This window comes from Nocardia sp. NPDC051833, from assembly GCF_040681225.1.
In the GTDB taxonomy this organism is placed as follows: domain Bacteria; phylum Actinomycetota; class Actinomycetes; order Mycobacteriales; family Mycobacteriaceae; genus Nocardia.
Genome location: NZ_JBFAYK010000005.1, coordinates 124,902 through 143,166 on the forward strand (window position 1 = coordinate 124,902; position 18,265 = coordinate 143,166).

The 18,265-nt window shown below is 69.9% G+C and carries 16 protein-coding genes; 8 read left to right on the forward strand and 8 right to left on the reverse strand.

All coding sequences use genetic code 11. The features are described 5' to 3' along the window. Positions 1 to 5: 5 nt before the first annotated feature. Positions 6 to 1,439, reverse strand: a complete 1,434-nt coding sequence (locus AB0L91_RS31400) for an MFS transporter (protein ID WP_365016163.1) — start codon at positions 1,437 to 1,439, stop codon at positions 6 to 8. Between the two features lie 69 nt (positions 1,440 to 1,508). On the opposite strand from AB0L91_RS31400, the gene AB0L91_RS31405 reads away from it, so the two are divergent. After that, positions 1,509 to 2,177 (forward strand): TetR/AcrR family transcriptional regulator C-terminal domain-containing protein, encoded by a 669-nt coding sequence (locus AB0L91_RS31405; protein ID WP_365016165.1) that lies wholly within the window; start codon positions 1,509 to 1,511, stop codon positions 2,175 to 2,177. A 60-nt stretch (positions 2,178 to 2,237) separates the two neighbouring features. On the opposite strand, the gene AB0L91_RS31410 is transcribed toward AB0L91_RS31405, so the two are convergent. The 3 genes from AB0L91_RS31410 to AB0L91_RS31420 are packed head-to-tail and all read right to left on the reverse strand — an operon-like array spanning position 2,238 to position 6,204. After that, positions 2,238 to 4,499, reverse strand: coding sequence for a 3'-5' exonuclease (locus tag AB0L91_RS31410; protein WP_365016167.1), 2,262 nt, complete (start codon positions 4,497 to 4,499; stop codon positions 2,238 to 2,240). A gap of 42 nt (positions 4,500 to 4,541) precedes the next feature. Continuing rightward, a complete protein-coding gene (locus AB0L91_RS31415; protein WP_365016169.1) occupies positions 4,542 to 4,853 on the reverse strand; it encodes an antibiotic biosynthesis monooxygenase in 312 nt (103 codons plus the stop codon). A 13-nt stretch (positions 4,854 to 4,866) separates the two neighbouring features. Next, positions 4,867 to 6,204: a diguanylate cyclase gene (locus tag AB0L91_RS31420; RefSeq protein WP_365016171.1), complete on the reverse strand. Its 1,338-nt coding sequence runs from the start codon at positions 6,202 to 6,204 to the stop codon at positions 4,867 to 4,869. A 132-nt stretch (positions 6,205 to 6,336) separates the two neighbouring features. On the opposite strand from AB0L91_RS31420, the gene AB0L91_RS31425 reads away from it, so the two are divergent. Next, entirely contained in the window at positions 6,337 to 7,482 is a 1,146-nt protein-coding gene (locus AB0L91_RS31425; protein ID WP_365016174.1) for a beta-ketoacyl synthase N-terminal-like domain-containing protein, read from the forward strand. A gap of 4 nt (positions 7,483 to 7,486) precedes the next feature. Here the strand turns inward: AB0L91_RS31425 and AB0L91_RS31430 are convergent, their stop codons facing one another. After that, positions 7,487 to 9,313, reverse strand: a complete 1,827-nt coding sequence (locus AB0L91_RS31430; protein WP_355281590.1) for a GAF domain-containing protein — start codon at positions 9,311 to 9,313, stop codon at positions 7,487 to 7,489. Between the two features lie 141 nt (positions 9,314 to 9,454). Here AB0L91_RS31430 and AB0L91_RS31435 point away from each other — a divergent pair, with 141 nt between their 5' ends. Further along, a complete protein-coding gene (locus AB0L91_RS31435; RefSeq protein ID WP_357350415.1) occupies positions 9,455 to 10,234 on the forward strand; it encodes a hypothetical protein in 780 nt (259 codons plus the stop codon). 23 nt (positions 10,235 to 10,257) lie between these two features. On the opposite strand, the gene AB0L91_RS31440 is transcribed toward AB0L91_RS31435, so the two are convergent. Next, positions 10,258 to 10,890 carry a response regulator transcription factor gene (locus AB0L91_RS31440; protein ID WP_110040453.1) on the reverse strand — a complete coding sequence of 211 codons (633 nt, stop codon included), beginning with the start codon at positions 10,888 to 10,890 and terminating at the stop codon, positions 10,258 to 10,260. A gap of 332 nt (positions 10,891 to 11,222) precedes the next feature. Here AB0L91_RS31440 and uvrA point away from each other — a divergent pair, with 332 nt between their 5' ends. Then, positions 11,223 to 14,198, forward strand: coding sequence for an excinuclease ABC subunit UvrA (uvrA, locus tag AB0L91_RS31445; protein WP_365016177.1), 2,976 nt, complete (start codon positions 11,223 to 11,225; stop codon positions 14,196 to 14,198). 511 nt (positions 14,199 to 14,709) lie between these two features. Here uvrA and AB0L91_RS31450 read toward each other — a convergent pair. Beyond that, positions 14,710 to 15,051: a DUF1844 domain-containing protein gene (locus AB0L91_RS31450; protein WP_355281600.1), complete on the reverse strand. Its 342-nt coding sequence runs from the start codon at positions 15,049 to 15,051 to the stop codon at positions 14,710 to 14,712. A gap of 359 nt (positions 15,052 to 15,410) precedes the next feature. Here AB0L91_RS31450 and infC point away from each other — a divergent pair, with 359 nt between their 5' ends. The 4 genes from infC (at position 15,411) to AB0L91_RS31470 (ending at position 17,636) form a co-directional block, all read left to right on the forward strand. Beyond that, on the forward strand, positions 15,411 to 16,088 hold the full coding sequence (infC, locus tag AB0L91_RS31455; protein WP_355281839.1) for a translation initiation factor IF-3: 678 nt from the start codon (positions 15,411 to 15,413) through the stop codon (positions 16,086 to 16,088). Positions 16,089 to 16,119: 31 nt separating this feature from the next. Beyond that, positions 16,120 to 16,317: a 50S ribosomal protein L35 gene (rpmI, locus tag AB0L91_RS31460; RefSeq protein ID WP_218716546.1), complete on the forward strand. Its 198-nt coding sequence runs from the start codon at positions 16,120 to 16,122 to the stop codon at positions 16,315 to 16,317. A gap of 99 nt (positions 16,318 to 16,416) precedes the next feature. Then, positions 16,417 to 16,803, forward strand: coding sequence for a 50S ribosomal protein L20 (rplT, locus tag AB0L91_RS31465; RefSeq protein WP_019046423.1), 387 nt, complete (start codon positions 16,417 to 16,419; stop codon positions 16,801 to 16,803). A gap of 35 nt (positions 16,804 to 16,838) precedes the next feature. After that, entirely contained in the window at positions 16,839 to 17,636 is a 798-nt protein-coding gene (locus AB0L91_RS31470) for an RNA methyltransferase (protein WP_365016180.1), read from the forward strand. Between the two features lie 7 nt (positions 17,637 to 17,643). Here AB0L91_RS31470 and AB0L91_RS31475 read toward each other — a convergent pair whose 3' ends face one another. Next, entirely contained in the window at positions 17,644 to 18,201 is a 558-nt protein-coding gene (locus AB0L91_RS31475) for a TetR/AcrR family transcriptional regulator (RefSeq protein WP_365016182.1), read from the reverse strand. Positions 18,202 to 18,265: the final 64 nt, after the last annotated feature.

An 18,265-nucleotide genomic window follows, 5' to 3' on the forward strand; every position in this document is an offset into this window, starting at 1 on the left:
TCCTTTCACTGTGCTGCCGCGGGAAGGTCCTCGCGGACAGGGGTTTTCGTGCGGGCGGAGCCGGGGAGAACGAGGGCGGCGATCGCGGCCGCCGCGACGAACAGCAGGGCGCCGATTCCGAGCGCGAAGGCGTAGCCGCTGGTGAGTGCCGCCGGATCGGTGCCCGCACCGGACCGGGCGGCGGCGAAGGTCGCCAGCGCCGCGACGCCGACGCTGCCGCCGAGCTGGCGGGCGCTGTTGAACACGCCGGAGGCCATCCCGGCCTCGCCCGGCGCGACGGCGGTGACGGCGGCCGCGGCGACCGGCGCCAGGCACAGGCCGAGCCCGAAACCGCCGATGATCGAGGGGCCGAGGACATCGGCGAGGAAACCGCCGTCGGGGCTGATCGACGCGAACCAGCCGATCCCCGTCGCGGTCAGCAGCGCGCCGCCGATCAGGAGCGGGCGCGGGGATCGATGGGTCCCGATCCGGGTCGCGACCACCGTGCCGGCGATGACGCACAGCGAGAACGGGACGAAGGCCGCGCCGGTGGCGCCCGCGCTCATGCCCAGGACGCGCTGCATGTACAGCGAGACCAGGTAGAACGCCGAGAACTGGCCTGCGGCGGCGCACAGGACGAACAGATTGCCACCGAGCACCCACCGGTTACGCAGCAGCCCGACCCGCACCAGCGGGTGGCGAACTCGCCGTTCCACGACGACGAAGCCGATCAGCAGCGCCGCGGCCGCGGCCAGCGTCGCGCCGGTCTCGGCGGAGATCCATCCGTGCCGATCGGTGCGAATGATGCCGGTGGCGAGCAAGCCGACGCCGCCGGTCGCCAGCACCGCGCCGACGATATCGAGCCGATCGGCCGCGTTCGGCGGCCGGTCGGCGGGCACACCGGCGGCCGTGGCGAGCAGCGCGACCGCGACGATCGGCAGGTTGATCAGCATCACCCAGCGCCAGTCGGCGTACTCGGTGAGCAGGCCGCCGACGAGGACGCCCAGCGCGCCGCCCGCCGCGTTGACTCCGCCCCACACGCCGAGCGCCCGGATTCGCGCGGGTCCTTCGGGAAACGCCGTGGTGAGGGTCGCCAGGGCAGCCGGGGCCACCGCGGCGGCGGCGATGCCCTGCCCGGCACGCGCGGCCACCAGCTGCCACGGCGCCTGTGCGAGTCCGCCGGCCAACGAGGCGATCCCGAAGGCGATCAGCCCGACGGTGAACAACCTGCGTCGGCCGTACAGATCGCCCGCTCTGCCGCCGAGCAGGAGGAATCCGCCGAACGTCAAGGCGTACATGTGCACCACCCAGGCCAGGTCGAGCGGCGCGAAGCCGAGCGTGTCCCCGATGGCGGGCAGCGCGACGTTCACCACGGCCATATCGAGGGCGACCATGAACTGCGCGACACCCACGGCGGTGAGCACGGCGCGGGGATGCGGCGGCGAGGTGTTTTTATACATGTATAAAAACTAACCGCAGCGGCGGCCCCGTGTCCATACCCACGCCGCCGGATGGGTCAAGATGGACCTATGCCGACTCCGTCCTCGCAGCCAGCGCGCACCGGCAGGCCCGCGCGCCTGTCCCGCGCCGACATCGTCGCCGCCGCGCACGCGGTGATCGAGGCCGACGGCGTCGAGAAACTGACCATGCGCAGGCTCGCCGGTGCCTTGGAGTGCACTCCGATGGCCCTCTACCACCACGTCCGCGACAAGGACGACCTGCTGCGGCTGCTCCTCGACGACTACGCCGACGGCATCGTCTGGCCCGCGCTGCCCGACGATCCCCGGCAGCGCATCCTGGTGGCCGCCACCGCGATGCACGACGCGCTCGCGGCGCACGCGTGGATCGTGGAGGTGCTGGTGAACGGTGATCTGTTCGGCCGTTCGGCGCTGTGGGTGCCCGAGACCATCATCGACGCCGCCGTCGCCGCGGGACTGGGCATCGAGCGCGCGGTGGCCGTGTACCGCGCCATCTGGCACTACACCGCGGGCGATCTGATCGTCACCGGCCGGTCGGCTCGCCGTGCCGCGCAGGGCCCCACCTATCGCGCCGAGGTCTTCGCGAACCTGGACCCCGACACGATGCCGCGGCTGGCCGAAGTCGGTTCCCGCTGGACCGAATTCGACGCCGTGAGCACGTACGCGACCGGTCTGGATGCGCTGGTCACCGGCCTGCTGGCCGAGCCTGGCAGGGCCTGAAGACGCGCCGGTTCGGCCTCGGCGCCCACCCCGACGACGCCCGACAGAACGGCGGTCCGCCTAGCCGAGCGCGGACAGCACCTCGGGCAGGTCCTCGGTGTGCACAACGGCCAGGCGCTGGGTCGCACGGGTCAGGGCGACGTAGAGATCGTTGAGGCCGCGCGGTGATTCGTCCAGGATCGCCTGGGGCTCCACCAGGTACACGCGGTCGAACTCGAGGCCCTTGGCGTCGTGCACGGTCAGGACCTGCACCGATTCCCCGGCCAGCGGGGACAGTTCGGGGACGAGCGCGGCGGGCGCGAGGATCGCGCTGGTGCCCGGACCGTGCTCGGCCTCGAGCAGACGCGCCAGTTCGCCTGCCACCTCGGCGGGCCGAACCCGGTGCGCGCGGGGCGGATTGCCGGTCTCGCGGACCGAACGCGGCACCTGGACCCCGGGGTCGATGGCGGCCAGCACGTCGGCGGCGACGGCCATGATCTCGGCGGGGGTGCGGTAATTGACGGTCAGCTCGGTGAGCTTCCAGCGTTGCGCCACATAGGGTTCCAGCACCCGCTGCCACGACGACGCGCCCGCCGGGTCGCCGGTCTGGGCGACATCGCCGACCACCGTGATCCACCGGTTCGGGATGCGCCGCATCACCATGCGCCAGGCCATCTGCGACAGCTCCTGCGCCTCGTCGACGATCACGTGCCCGTAGGTCCAGGTGCGGTCGCCCGCGGCGCGTTCGGCGGTGGTCTGCCGGTTGCCGAATTCCTGGCGCTGGGCCAGCTGGGAGGCGTCGATGAGGTCGTAGGCCATGAGGATCTCGGGGTCGAGTTCGTCCTCGATGTCCTGTGGCGCGGAGCCGGTGAGGATGTCGAGGGCGTCCTGCGCCTCGGCCAGCTGGGCACGCCAGCGGCGACGGGCGCGTTCGCGCTCCTCGGTGTCGTCCACGCCGAGCAGCTCGGCCAGCTCGTCGAGCAGCGGCGCGTCGGCGGCGCCGAACATGCCGTCGTCGGTGCGGACCAGCTCGGCCCGGTCCTCGGGGCTGAGGGTCTTGGCGGCGCGATCGAGCCGGGCCGGATCGGCCAGCAGATCGGCCAGCACCTCCTGCGGGGACAGGATCGGCCACAGCGCGCTGATCGCGGCCTGGACCTGCGGGTCGGACCGCATCTCGTCGCCGATCTCGGTGAGGTCGGCCGAGCTGAGCAGGCTGGTCCCGCCGGACAGGTCGGCGCCCATGGTCGCGGCCAGCTGGTCGGTGAGCGCGTCGATCACCGAGGACGCGAAGATCGGCCTGGCCAGATTGTGCGGGCGGCGCGAGGACCTGGCCCGGCCACGGGCCTTGGTCGCGATCTTGCGATCCAGCGTCACCGGGTAGCCGTCGAAGGTGAGCCGCACCGGCTCGCCCGGCACCTCCTGGCGGTCGCGAACCGCCTGCTTGAGCACCTCGAGCATGTCGAGGGAGCCCTTGATCTCGCCGGCGCGCAGCGTGTCCTCGCGCACGGCCTTCACCCCCGGGTACAGATCGCCGATGGTGGACAGCAGCACGCCGGTCTCACCGAGTGAGGGCAGCACCTGACCGATGTAGTCGAGGAAGGTGGCGTTCGGGCCGATGATCAGCACGCCGCTCTTGGCCAGCTGCTGGCGGTAGGTGTAGAGCAGGTAGGCGGCGCGGTGCAGCGCGACCGCGGTCTTGCCGGTGCCCGGCCCGCCCTGGACCACCAGCACGCTCTTGTGCTCGGAGCGGATGATCGCGTCCTGCTCGCTCTGGATGGTCTCGACGATGTCGTTCATGTGCCCGGTGCGCGCGGCGTTGAGTGCCGACAGCAGTGCGCTCTCGCCGCCGACGCCGTCGTCGGTGCCGACCGCGCCGTCGCGCTCGGCGGCGCGCAGGTCGAGGTACTCGTCGGTGATGGCGGTGACCGCGCGGTTGCGCGAGCGGATGTGCCTGCGCCGGACCACGTCCTCGGGGTTGGCGGTGGTCGCCAGATAGAACGGGCGGGCCAGTGGCGCGCGCCAGTCCAGCAGCAGCGGCTCGTAGTCGTTGTCCTCGTCGAGGATGCCGAGCCTGCCGATGTAGCGGGCCTCGGGCTCGTCGCCGTCCAGATCGATCCGGCCGAAGCACAGACCGTGCTCGGCGGCGTCGTATTTGGCCAGGTCCTCGCTGTAGAGCTGGGTGAACGACTCGCGCTCACTGCGCGCCTGGGGGGTGCCGCCGGTCTCCAGCAGCACGGTCTTCAGCCGGTTCTGCGCGTAGTCGCGCATGCCGTCGAGCCGGTCGTAGAGCACCGAGAGGTACTGCTGTTCCGCGGCGCGATCATCGGCGAGGCGGTCGGGCAAAACAGGACTCCTTTGTCACCGGCGAGAACAGAGTTGTCGAGTCTACTCGGCGAACAGATCGTCACCGACGATCGGCGTGAAGTGCTCGACCACGGGAAACGGGTCGTAGAAGTGGTGCAACAGTGCCCGCCAGCGCTGATATTCCGGCGATCCGCGGAAACCCTCCGTGTGGTCGGTCAGCCGCTCCCAGCGCACCAGCAGCAGGTAGCTGTCGGGCCGTTCGACGCACCGCGACAGCGACAGCCCGCCGAAACCGGGCATCGACTCGATGATCGGGGCGGCCTCGGCGAAGGCGGCCTCGAACTCCGCGGCGAGACCGGGGCGAACGGGCAGCACCGCTTGTTCGATGATCACGCCGACCAGTCTGTCAGGACGCGTGGGTGTTGTTCGATCGACGATTCTGACCGAGACCGAGCTCACGATGACCCGACGGCTTGTCGCGGTACATCGCCAGGTCGGCGTCGTGCAGGACCGCCTCGGGGGTGCGGTGTTCGTGCGGTCCCAGCTCGGTGATGCCGATCGAGGCGCTCACCTCCAGCCGGTGTCCGCGGGCGATGATCGGCTCGGCCATCGTGGTCCGCAGCCGCTCGATCAGGCCGGGCAGATCGGCGCGGTCCGGATGCCCGGACAGCAGGACCAGGAACTCGTCGCCGCCGAGCCTGCCGACCAGGTCCTCGGCGCGCAGCGCGCGCTGCAGGCGCTGGGCGACGATCTGCAGCACCGTGTCGCCGATCGCGTGGCCGAGGGTGTCGTTGATCGCCTTGAAACCGTCGAGGTCGATGAACAGCACGGTGGTGACCAGGCTGCCGTCCTCGTCGGCCAGCGCGGCCGCGAGCTGGGACAGGATCAGCGAGCGATTGGCCAGCCCGGTCAGCGCGTCGTGGGTGGCCTGGTACTCGAGCTGGCGCCTGCTGGCGCGGAACTCGGTGATGTCGGCGAAGGAGGACACGCCGGAGGAATGCGGGGTGTCGGGGTTGAGCAGCCGGCAGTTGCACGACAGCCACACCTGCTGCCCGTCGGTGCGCTCCACGCCGAAGATGAACTGGGTGACGGCCTCACCGGTCGCCAGGGTGTGCGCCATCGGATGCCGGGCCGTGGACATCGGCTGCCCGTTGCGGTCGAGCAGGGCGAGCGGCAGTTCGTCGATGACGTGCCCGATCACCGGCGTCGCGTCGTCGATGCCGAGGATCCGCCTGCCCGCCGGATTGATCGACTCGACGCGGCCGCGCGGGTCGACGACGAGGACGCCCTCCTCCAGCTGCGAGACCACCGTCGTGAAATGCGCCTCCGCCCGGCGCGCCGAGGCCTCCGCGGCCCGCTGGGCGGTCAGGTCGTGCACGACCACCTGGTAGGCGAGTGCGTCTTGCCACGCCGTGAGAACCGACACGGTCTGCACCGGCACCGTGCGGCCGTCGAAGCGCACCAGATCCATCTCGGTCGGCGGGGAGGCGGCACCCTCGGCGGTCAGCTGGGCGATCCGGTCCAGCATGGCGGGAATCGACTCGGGGTGGACGAACCGGGTGATGGGCTGTCCGAGCAGGTCATCGGGAGTTTCCGCGCCGAGCAGCCGGACCATGGCCGGGTTGGCGAACACGACGGTGCCCGCCTCGTGCACGCAGATCGCGTCGGGCGTGTGTTCGACGAGCGAGCGGTACCGCTGGGCGAGCTGTTCGGCGCTCGCCGCGTCCGTATTGGTTTCTCCCACTGCGATACCCCCGATCTCGACCTGGTCTGGCGACGGCGAACAGGACTATGGTGGTGACCCTCGATCAGATCCGCGAGGAGCGATGTGAAACCGGACATGCGTCCTGGCGGCATGGTCCACCGTCTCGATTCTATGTCGATCGCGGGGATCGGTGTTGTCTCCGCCTTCGGCTGGGGCCGTGAAGCGCTGTGGCAGGGGGTCCTGGGCGGCAAGCCGTCGGCCCGGCTCTATCCCGGGTACGGCCCCGAACGGGACCAGCACGCCTGGGTCGGCCGGATCCCCGACGGCGGTGATCTCGCCCACGGTGCTGGCCTGTTCGGGCGCGCCGTGCACGCGGCGGCCGCCGAGGCCGTCGCCGACGCGCGGGCGCGCGGCTGGCGCGCGGCCGGGCGGACCGTCGGTCTCGTGCACGGGTTCACCCTGGGTGACGTCGCCGACTGGCGCGAGTTCTACCTGACCGACCACGGGCACCGGCGATCCCGCGACTACCTGCGGATGCTGCCGTCGACCCCGATCTCGGTGATCATGCAGGAATTCGGCTTCCACGGGCCCGCGATGAATGTCTCGGCGGCCTGCAGCACCGGGTCCGCGGCCCTGCTCACCGCGCAAATGTGGCGCGCGGCCGGCCTGGTCGACGACGTGCTGTGCGTCGCCACCGACGTCTCGGCGACCCCGGAGATGCTCGAACACTTCGTCCGGCTCGGTGCCGCGGTCGGTGCCGCCGACCCGTTCACCGCGTGCAGGCCGTTGCAGGAGGGCTCGCTCGGTTTCACGATGGCCGAGGCCTCGGTGGCGATGCTGCTCACCGACGCCGTCGACAGCCCGTACGCCCGGGTCCTCGGCGGCGCGATGACCAACGACGCGTTCCATGTCGTCTCCGTCGACCCCGACCACACCCAGCTGATCGGCTGCACCGAGCGCGCGCTGGCCGTGTCCGGGATCGCGGCGGCCGACGTGGACTACGTCAACGTCCACGGCACCGGTACCGGCCAGTGCGACGCCGCCGAACGCGACGTGCTGACCACCGTGTTCGCCGACCGCCCCGCGATCACCGCGCTCAAGCCGCTCACCGGGCACTGCCAGGGCGCGGCCGCTGCCGTCGAGGTCGCCACCATCGCCCTGTCCTACGACCGCGGCATCGCCGCCTCGGCGCCGATCGTGGCGCCGGCCCACCCTCGGCTGCTGGACGGCCCGGCTCCGATGACCGGCGGGCCGACGGTGAAACTGTCGATGGGAATGGGCGGCAACAACGCCGCCGTCGTCCTCGGGCCCGCCTGAGCGGTCAGTCGCCCTCGCCCGCGTCCGGGCCGCCGGCCAGCGCGTAGCCGCCGGTGGTCGGCGAATCCTGCGGCAGCGGGACCGCCCAGCGCAGCTGGGTGCCCGGCATCTCGGGGTGGTTGCCGTCGTCGTCGGGGCGCTGCGCCGGCCCGATGTCGAAGTGCCCGCTCGCCTCCTGCGCGCGCTGCTCCAGATTGCGCAGCCCGCTGCGGATGACATGGTTGGGGATGCCCCAGCCGTTGTCGGTGACGGTGATCGTCAGGTCGTCGGCCACATCGATGACGATCGCGACGGTGTCGGCGCCGGAGTGGCGCACCGCGTTGCTCACCGCCTCGCGCACCACCGCCTCGGCGTGATCGGCCAGCTGCGGGTCCAGCACCGACAGCGGTCCCGACACCTGGATGGTGGCCCGCAACGCGATGTCGGCGGTCTGGCGCCGGATCGCCACCTCGAGCCGCTGCTGGAGTCCGGCGCTGTGGTCGGGGCCGCTGGCGTGCAGGTCGAAGATGGAGGTCCTGATCTCCTGCACGACCTCCTGCAGGTCCATGATCACCGTCGAGAGTCGTTGCCGCACTTCGGGAACCACGGCTTTGGGTAGGGTGGCCTGCACGGTGAGGCCGATGGCGAACAGCCGCTGGATCACGTGGTCGTGCAGGTCGCGGGCGATGCGGTCGCGGTCGGCGACGATGTCGAGTTCGCGCATCCGCCGTTGCGCGTCGGCCAGCCGGACCGCCAGCGCGGCCTGATCGCAGAAGGCCGCCGTCAGTTCCAGCATCTCGTCCGAATACGGGGCGAAACCGGGCGGCCGGATCGTCACCAATACGCCGAGGGTGGCATCGGGTGTGCACAGCGGCAAGACGAGCGCCGGTCCGGCGCCGGGCAATTCGGCGCCGGGGAACTCGACGCCGAGCGGCACCGTCGAGACGTCGTCGAAGCGCAGCGGGGTGCGCCTGCTGAACGCGTCCCCCAGGGCGGTGCCCGCGATCGGGACGGTCTGCCAGTCCTGGCCCGCGTCGGGACCGGTCCACTGGGTGATCACCAGTTCCGAGATCTCGCCGGGCAATTCGTCCGGCACCGGCACCGAGGCCAGGAACGCCTGATGTGATCCGGTGAGCCCGCGGGCGTGGTCGACGACATGGGCGAGCACCCGGTCCGATTCCGTGCCGGCGAGGAACTCCGTGGCGATGTCGCGGGTCGCCTCGATCCAGGCCTGACGGGTCCGCGCCTGTTCGTAGAGGCGCGCGTTGTCCACCGCGATCCCCGCCGCGGCCGCCAGCGCCAGCACCAGGACCTCGTCCTCCTCGGTGAACGGCTGGCCGTCGGACTTCTCGGTCAGATAGAGACTGCCGAAGACCTCGTCCCGAATGCGTACCGGCACACCGAGAAACGTGTGCATCGGCGGGTGGCCCGCCGGAAACCCGATCGAGGAGGAATGCTCGGTGAGATCGTCCAGGCGCAGCGGCGCCTTCTGCGCGAACACCGCGCCGAGCACGCCGTGGCCCGCGGGCAACCGCCCGATCCGGTTGCGGATCTGGTCCGGCATGCCCTCGTCGATGAACTGCGAGACCTGCTGATCGTGGCCGCGGACCGCGAGCGCGCCGTAGCGGGCGTCGACCAGGTTCATCGCGGTGCGCACGATGGTGCGCAGGGTCTCGTCGAGATCCAGGCCCGCGGTGACGGTCAGCATGGCCTCGACCAGGCCGTCCATCCGGTCGCGCGAACCGATCATCACTTCGACGCGATCGGCCACCTCGCCGAGCAGCGCGCGCAGTCGCTGCTGGGAGACCGTCCGGCCCACCGAATAGCGGCCACCCCGACCGTCATTCGTCATCGCCGTATCCGTTCGCCGCGCCACCCCAACCGTCGAACGCAAAGTCTAGTCCGCAAGGTGGGGACTTTCGGCCCTTCACCGACAAGGGCCCCCATGGTGGCATAGGGCACCGGGAATAGGGATCGAGAAGTGGGGCAAGAGATGAATTCGTTGTCGACTACCCAGCACTGGACGACCGCCGCGGACCCGGAGCTCGCGGTGACCACCTGCGGCGAGGTACCACCCCAGGACGTCACCCGCGCGGTCCGCGCCATCACCCGCGTCATGCGCAGGCATCACCTCGACAGTCCGGCCCGCGTGCGCGTCACCGCGCCGCAGGGCTCCGACGAGCCGACCCTGGTGCAGGCCAACATCCGGACCAACGACACGCTCACCCGCGTGCAGGTCACCGGTCCCGGCGGCTTCGCCGTCACCTTCGCCGCCGAGCGGCTCGATCGTCAGCTGGCCCGGCGCGCCGGCAAGGAAGCACGTGGCGCGTGGCCGGATCCGGCGCGGCGCCCGCTGGCCCAGATCACCGAGACCCGCCCGATCATCCGGCGCAAGGACTGCGCGCTGATGACCGGCACGCCGCTGGAAGCCAGCACCGTGCTGGACGCGATGGACTACGACGCCTACCTGTTCACCGATGCCCAGACGGGCGAGGACGCGATCGTCACCTGGGCCGATCCGCACGGTGTCAGCCTGGCCAGGCAGCGGCACACGGCCGCGGCGGGGGAGTCGGCCGAGCTGCCGCTGACCGCCAGCGCCATGCCGGTCCGCGTCGTCCAGGACGCCGCGCCGGTCTACGCCGAGGACGAGGCCTCCGACGTGCTGTGCACCGCGGGCCTGCCGTACCTGTTCTTCACCGACAGCCACACCGGCCGCGGCAACCTGCTCTACCGCCGCTACGACGGCGACCTGACGATCGTCGTCCCTTCTTGACGCGCACGGCTCGCGCCTGATCGCTACGGCTCGCGCAGCTTGGTCGCCAGCACGGCGGCCTGGGTGCGGCGTTCGACGCCGAGCTTGGCCAGCAGGCGCGAGACGTAGTTCTTCACCGTCTTCTCGGCCAGGAACATCCGCGCGGCGATCTGCCGGTTGGTGAGTCCCTCGCCGAGCAGCTCGAGTAATCGGCGCTCCTGCTCGGTGAGCCCGGCGAGCGCGCCGGAGGGCTCGGTGCTGCGGCGCAGCCGGGCGCGCAGGGCGTCGGCCGCGCGGGTGTCGAGCAGCGAGTGGCCGGCGCCGACCTGCTTGATCGCGTCGGCCAGCTTCATCCCGTCGATGTTCTTCACCACATAACCGCTGGCACCGGCCAGGATCGCGTCGAGCATGGCGTGTTCGTCGGAGAACGAGGTGAGGATCAGGCAGCGCAGGTCCTCGAACTCGGCGAGCAGGTTGCGGCACAGCTCGATGCCGTTGCCGTCGGGCAGCCGGACATCGAGGACCGCCACATCGGGTCTGGCCTCGCGGATGCGCACCATCGCCTCGGCCACGCCACCGGCCTGGCCGATCACCCTGAGTTCTGGATCACCTTCGAGCAGATCGATCAGGCCGCGCCGCACGATCTCGTGGTCGTCGACCAGGAACACCTCGAGCACGCCGGCTCCTTCATCATGTCGATCGCCCCCACCCCTGCCGTCAAACATAATCCGTGGGCTGAAATCGTGGGCGCAGACCGGGAACTCGGGCACCACGCCCCGACCTCGAGGAGGGGCAGGCCGACGCAGTCGGCCGTCGCGGCCGTCCCGTCGGTCAGGTGCCGTTGCGTAGGCGACGAAGGAGCAAGCAACGGTGCCTGACCGACGGGACAGGAGGGGCCGCGACCTCGAGCGCGCCAGCGCTCCAGCATTTCTGTCGGTGGGTCGGCCTAGCATGGCGAGCGGGGGTTCATGTCCGGTCGGCGGATGACGATGGAGAAGGGATTCACCAGGTGGCGGAACGCCTCACTGTGCGCGGAGCTCGGGAACACAACCTGAAAGGTGTCGACCTCGATCTGCCTCGTGACAGCCTGATCGTGTTCACCGGTCTGTCCGGTTCCGGGAAGTCGAGCCTGGCGTTCGACACGATCTTCGCCGAGGGGCAGCGCCGCTACGTCGAGTCGCTGTCGGCCTACGCGCGCCAGTTCCTCGGGCAGATGGACAAGCCCGATGTCGACTTCATCGAGGGCCTCTCGCCCGCGGTGTCGATCGACCAGAAGTCGACCAACCGCAACCCGCGGTCCACGGTCGGCACCATCACCGAGGTCTACGACTACCTGCGCCTGCTCTACGCGCGTGCGGGCACGCCGCACTGCCCGGTGTGTGGCGAGCTGATCGCCAAGCAGACGCCGCAGCAGATCGTCGACCAGGTGCTGGCGATGGAGGAGGGGCTCAAGTTCCAGGTCCTCGCGCCGGTGGTGCGGACCCGCAAGGGCGAGTTCGTCGACCTGTTCGACCAGCTCAAGACCCAGGGCTACTCGCGCGTGCGGGTCGACGGCGTGGTGTATCCGCTCACCGATCCGCCGAAGCTGAAGAAGCAGGAGAAGCACGACGTCGAGGTCGTCATCGACCGGCTCGCGGTGAAGTCCGCGTCCAAGCAGCGGCTCACCGACTCGATCGAGACGGCGCTGCGGCTGGCCGACGGCATCGTGGTGCTCGACTTCGTCGACCGCGACGAACACGCGCACGACCGGGAACGCCGCTTCTCCGAGCGCCTGGCCTGCCCGAACGGCCACGCGCTCGACATCGAGGATCTCGAGCCGCGCTCGTTCTCGTTCAACTCGCCCTACGGCGCCTGCCCCGACTGCACCGGTCTCGGCATCCGCAAGGAGGTCGACCCGGAACTGGTGGTCCCCGATCCGGAACTGAGCCTGGCCGACGGCGCCATCGCGCCGTGGTCGCGCGGGCAGACCGCCGAGTACTTCAACCGGCTGCTGTCGGGCCTGGCCGAGTCGATCGGCTTCTCGATGGACACCCCGTGGCAGAACCTGCCCGCCAAGGCCCGCAAGGCGGTGCTCGAGGGCAGTTCCGACCAGGTGCACGTCTCCTACGTCAACCGGTACGGCCGCAAGCGCTCCTACTACGCCGATTTCGAAGGCGTGATGCCGTTCCTGCACCGGCGCATGGACAACACCGAGTCCGAGCAGATGAAGGAGCACTACGACGGCTACATGCGCGACGTGCCGTGCCCGGTGTGCCACGGCGCCCGCCTGCGCCCGGAGATCCTGGCCGTCACGCTGGCCGCCGACGGCGCCGACAAGTCGATCGCCGACGTCAGCGACCTGTCGATCGGCGAGTGCGCGCACTTCCTGAACTCGCTGACGCTGGGGGAGCGCGAGGCCGCGATCGCCGGTCAGGTGCTCAAGGAGATCCAGGCGCGCCTCGGCTTCCTGCTCGACGTCGGTCTGGAGTACCTCACGCTCTCGCGCGCGGCCGCGACCCTGTCCGGCGGTGAGGCGCAGCGTATCCGGCTGGCCACCCAGATCGGGTCCGGCCTGGTCGGCGTGCTCTACGTGCTCGACGAGCCGTCGATCGGCCTGCACCAGCGCGACAACCGCAGGCTCATCGAGACACTGCTGCGCCTGAAGAACCTGGGCAACACCCTGATCGTGGTCGAGCACGACGAGGACACCATCCGCGCCTCGGACTGGGTCGTCGACATCGGCCCGCTGGCCGGCGAGCACGGTGGCCGGGTGGTGCACAGCGGCCCCTACACCGAACTGCTCGCCGAACCCGAATCACTCACCGGCGCTTACCTTTCCGGCCGGGAGCAGATCGAGGTGCCGATGGTGCGCCGTCCGATCGACAAGAAGCGCAGGCTGACCGTCGTCGGCGCCACCGAACACAATCTGACGGGCATCGACGTCGCGTTCCCGCTCGGCGTGCTCACCTCGGTCACCGGCGTCTCCGGTTCGGGCAAGTCGACCCTGGTCAACGACATCCTGGCGACGGTGCTGGCGAACAAGCTCAACGGCGCGCGCCAGGTGCCAGGCAGGCACACCAGGATCAACGGCCTGGACCACCTGGACAAGCTGGTGCAGGTCGACCAGTCGCCGATCGGGCGCACGCCGCGCTCGAACCCGGCCACCTACACCGGCGTCTTCGACAAGATCCGCACCCTGTTCGCCTCGACCACCGAGGCCAAGGTCCGCGGGTACCAGCCGGGCCGGTTCTCCTTCAACGTCAAGGGCGGCCGCTGCGAGGCGTGCTCGGGTGACGGCACGCTCAAGATCGAGATGAACTTCCTGCCGGACGTCTACGTCCCGTGCGAGGTGTGCCATGGCGCCCGCTACAACCGCGAGACGCTCGAGGTGCACTACAAGGGCAAGACCATCGCCGAGGTCCTGGACATGCCGATCGACGAGGCCGCGGTGTTCTTCGAGCCGGTCACCTCGATCCACCGGTACCTCAAGACGCTGGTCGAGGTCGGGCTCGGGTACGTGCGGCTCGGCCAGAGCGCGCCGACCCTGTCCGGCGGCGAGGCCCAGCGCGTGAAGCTGGCCGCCGAGCTGCAGAAGCGATCGACGGGGCGCACCGTCTACATCCTCGACGAGCCGACCACCGGCCTGCACTTCGAGGACATCCGCAAGCTGCTCAAGGTGATCAACGGGCTGGTCGACAAGGGCAACACGGTGATCGTCATCGAGCACAACCTCGATGTCATCAAGACCTCGGACTGGGTCGTCGACATGGGGCCCGAGGGCGGGTCCGGTGGTGGCACCGTGGTCGCGACGGGCACGCCGGAGGACGTGGCCCAGGTGTCGGGCAGCTACACCGGACAGTTCCTCAAGGAGGTGCTGGCGGCACCGGCACCGGCGAAGAAGGCAGCGAAGAAGGCGGCCGCGAAGGCGGCTCCCGCCGCGAAGAAAGCGCCTGCTGAGACGGCTGCGGCCAAGCGGCTGGCGCGAAAGGCGGCCGCGCTGCGCTGAGTCCGGATAACCTCGCGCGCGGGGACTTTCCGAAAACGCGACAAAGTGAAACACCTGTGGGTAGCATTCGCCTCACCGTTGCCGGAATACCGGACAGTAACGGTCAGTCGAACCGGCATCCAGTGGTGTCTCGTGCCCGTGGGCGGCGCGATCGCGGGTGTCGTGCAGTACGAAAGGAACGTCCCCATGGATGAAGCCACCACGGCGCTCATCGGCCAGATTCTGTCTTTCCTCAGTGGCGGGTCCTCGCTGGCCTACACGCCCACCAAGCCGACTGCCTGAGTCGGGCGGAATCGAAAGGAACCACTGAGCATGGAAACCGGAAGCGCCGGCCTCGCCAGCATCTTCACCGCTCTCGCCAACGCGATCGCCTCGGGTTCGGCCATTGCCGTGACCCCGGGCACGCCGCCCACCACGACCCCCGCGGTCTGAGAGCGGCCCCGTAAGCCTCTGTAGAGAAAGATCCGCCGGCGCTGCTGCGCCGGCGGATCTTTTCGTCTGTGAGACCGGCTCAGTACACCGGCCCGGTGTACTTCTCGCCCGGCCCTGCGCCCGGGGCGTCCGGCACCGAGGAGGCCTCGCGGAACGCGCGCTGCAGCGCCTGCAGGCCGTCGCGGATCGGGCCCGCGTGCGGTCCGAGGTACTCCACCGACGCGGTGACCAGCCCGGCCAGCGCGGTGATCACCCGGCGGGCCTCGTCGAGGTCGACGTGCTCCCCGGAGTGCGGGTCGTCGGCGGCCAGCCCCAGCTTCTCCGCGGCCGAACTCATCAGCATCACGGCGGCGCGGCTGATAACTTCGACGGCGGGGATGTCGGCCAGGTCGCGCACGGGGGGATCGAGCTCGTCAGTCATGCCGACAAGGCTATAGCGGTCCCGATGGGGGCTGTCGATGCCAGGCCGATTCGGCGATAGCCGAATGCGATGCTAGACTTTCCGCTGACGACCGCCCCTGGTTGTGTCATGCAGCTCTGGGGCAGATAAGTGGAGCCCGACTCCCACCGTTGCCGACGAGCAATCGTACTCCGGCAATCGGTCCCGGTCACCCGCCCGATGTGGCGGGTTTCCTGTGTGCTTGCCACGCAGGGGTCGACAGCGAGCTCGTGAGGGCATCGGCTGTGGGCGATCGGTCGACATCGGGCCCCGTCGCGGAGAAATACCGCAGCGGGGCTCTCGTGTTGAAACAGGGGTTGCAGTTATTGCATGCGGTCGTTATGACGACACCGCTTGACCTAGGAGGCCCCATCAGCACTGAGACCCGCATCAACGATCGCATCCGTGTTCCCGAGGTTCGTCTGATCGGACCCGGCGGCGAACAGGTTGGGATCGTGCGTGTTGAAGATGCACTACGCGTCGCGCTCGAAGCCGATCTCGACCTGGTCGAGGTGGCACCCGATGCCCGTCCGCCGGTCTGCAAGATCATGGACTACGGCAAGTTCAAGTACGAGACGGCGCAGAAGGCGCGCGAGTCCCGGAAGAACCAGGTCCAGACCGTGATCAAGGAGCAGAAGCTCCGCCCGAAGATCGACGACCACGACTACGAGACCAAGAAGCGCAACGTCGTTCGCTTCCTCGAGGCCGGGTCCAAGGTCAAGGTCACGATCATGTTCCGTGGTCGTGAGCAGTCGCGACCCGAGCTCGGTTTCCGGTTGCTTCAGCGTCTGGCCTCCGACGTCGCCGAACTCGGTTTCGTCGAGACCTCGGCCAAGCAGGACGGCCGCAACATGACCATGGTCCTCGCTCCCCACAAGGGCGCGAAGACGCGGGTGAAGGCACAGCAGGAATCGGCCCCGGCGCGTCCGTTGCCGACCGGTCCCGCCAGTGCCGAGCCGGCTGCGCTGGTCGAGACCCCGGCGCCCGCCGAGCAGGCCGCGCCGGCCGACCCGCAGTAACACCGATTTCAACGACTAGATAGAGGAATCCATGCCGAAGAACAAGACCCACAGCGGCGCCAAGAAGCGATTCAAGGTGACCGGCAGTGGCAAGCTGCTTCGCGAGCAGGCGAACCGTCGCCACCTCCTGGAGCACAAGGCCACCCGCCGGACTCGTCGTCTGGAAGGCACGGAGTCCGTCGCTGCCGTCGACGCCCCCCGCGTGAAGCGGCTGCTCGGTCTCGCCTGAGACCGTCGCAACCTGACGATTCCGCGGCCGGGACAACCGGACGCCGACAACTACCGAACTCGGGCGCCGTCGCGCCCCCAGATGATCAAGGACTGAAAAGTGGCACGCGTCAAAAGGGCCGTCAACGCTCAGAAGAAGCGCCGTTCCATCCTCGAGGCCTCCAAGGGCTACCGGGGCCAGCGCTCGCGCCTGTACCGCAAGGCCAAGGAACAGCAGCTCCACTCGCTGACCTACGCCTACCGCGACCGCAAGGCGCGCAAGGGTGACTTCCGCAAGCTGTGGATCGCTCGTATCAACGCCGCCGCGCGTCTGAACGACATCACCTACAACCGCTTCATCCAGGGCCTCAAGGCCGCTGGTGTCGAGGTGGACCGCAAGATCCTGGCCGAGCTCGCCGTCTCCGACGCCGAGGCCTTCGCCGGCCTCGTCGCTGTCGCCAAGGCCGCGCTGCCCGCCGACGTCAACGCCCCGGCCACCGCTGCCTGAGCTTGACGACACACAGCGATCTGTCGGAACGACCCGTGGACGCGCTCTCCGAGCGCAATCCGCGGGTCGTTTCCGCTGTCAAGCTCCAGCGCGCCGCGCAGCGCCGCAAGACCGGCCAGTTCCTGGCCGAGGGCGCCAACGCCGTGACCGCCGCGCTGGAGACCGGCCGCGTCCGTGAGCTGTTCTATTCGGTCGCGGCCGCCGGGCGCGAGACCGCGCTGATCGCCGGTGCCGCCGCCGACGGCGTGCGCACCACGCTGGTCAGTGATCGCGCCGCCGAGCATCTCGGCGAGACCGTCACCGCGCCCGGCCTGGTCGCCGTGTGCGACCTCGTCGACGTGCCGCTGACCGACATCCTCGACCGCGGGCCGCGGATGCTGGCCGTGCCGGTCGAGATCGCCGAGCCCGGCAACGCGGGCACCCTGATCCGGGTCGCCGACGCGGTCGGCGCCGACGGTGTGGTCCTGGCGGGCGACACCGTGGACCCGCACAACGGCAAAGGCGTCCGCGCCAGCGCGGGCAGCCTGTTCCACGTGCCGATCGCGCGCAGTCGCGACATCGACGCCACCCTGGACGCGATCTCCGCGGCGGGCGTGACCATCCTGGCCACCGCCGCCAACGGCGAGGTCGATCTGGACTCCGCCGACGAGATCCTCGCGGGCCCGGTCGCCTGGCTCTTCGGCAACGAGGCCCACGGCCTCGACCCCGCCGTCGCGGCGCGGGCCGACCACCGCATTCGCATTCCCATCCACGGCCGGGCCGAGAGCCTGAATCTCGCTGCCGCCGCGGCGATCTGCCTCTACGCGAGCGCGCGCGTCCAGCACGCGCGCTAGTACCGCCTCAGCAGTGCGGGTCGACGCTGTTGCGCAGGTCGTCGAGGATTTCGGTGGCCCAGGGGAGCGGAATCGCCGCCGCGCCCGCCACCTGCATCGCCGTCATGATCGTGAGCAGCATGCCGCTGGCGACGAAGCGGCGTGATTCCGTCGTGTCGGCGCCGGTGAGCTCGCCGACCAGCCGGTAGATCCGGCCGAAGCGTTCCCGCATGTGGTCGCCGATCGCGGGATCGGCGCTCGCGGCGGCCCCGTGCAGCAGGTTGAGCGGGAGGACGCGTTCCTCGAGGAAGACCTCGTAGGCCTTGCCGAGTGCCTGCAGCGCGGTGGCGGTATCGGCGCCCGGCTCGATCTCGGCGCTGCGGAAGACCTGCTCGATGCGGGCGCACACCTCGTGCAGGACGGCGATGAACAGCTGCTGCTTGGTGCCGAACAGCCGGATCACATAGGGTTGGGATACCCCGGCCAATCGGGCGATCTCATCGGTTTTCGTTGCGGCATAACCGGATTCGGCAAATGCCTGGACGGCGGCGGTGAGCACCTGGGCGCTGCGCTGCGACGCGGTCATCCGCGTTCTGGTCGTGCCGTCCATCCCGTTGTCCACCTCCTGGTCAGTCCCCTTTCACTTGACA

Bases quoted from the DNA above. Each gene is read 5' to 3' on its own strand.
- AB0L91_RS31400 (WP_365016163.1), bottom strand. From the start codon at position 1,439: ATGTATAAAAACACCTCGCCGCCGCATCCCCGCGCCGTGCTCACCGCC.
- AB0L91_RS31405 (WP_365016165.1), top strand. From the start codon at position 1,509: ATGCCGACTCCGTCCTCGCAGCCAGCGCGCACCGGCAGGCCCGCGCGC.
- AB0L91_RS31425 (WP_365016174.1), top strand. From the start codon at position 6,337: ATGTCGATCGCGGGGATCGGTGTTGTCTCCGCCTTCGGCTGGGGCCGT.
- AB0L91_RS31430 (WP_355281590.1), bottom strand. From the start codon at position 9,313: ATGACGAATGACGGTCGGGGTGGCCGCTATTCGGTGGGCCGGACGGTC.
- AB0L91_RS31435 (WP_357350415.1), top strand. From the start codon at position 9,455: ATGAATTCGTTGTCGACTACCCAGCACTGGACGACCGCCGCGGACCCG.
- AB0L91_RS31450 (WP_355281600.1), bottom strand. From the start codon at position 15,051: ATGACTGACGAGCTCGATCCCCCCGTGCGCGACCTGGCCGACATCCCC.
- infC (WP_355281839.1), top strand. From the start codon at position 15,411: ATGACGACACCGCTTGACCTAGGAGGCCCCATCAGCACTGAGACCCGC.
- rpmI (WP_218716546.1), top strand. From the start codon at position 16,120: ATGCCGAAGAACAAGACCCACAGCGGCGCCAAGAAGCGATTCAAGGTG.
- AB0L91_RS31475 (WP_365016182.1), bottom strand. From the start codon at position 18,201: ATGACCGCGTCGCAGCGCAGCGCCCAGGTGCTCACCGCCGCCGTCCAG.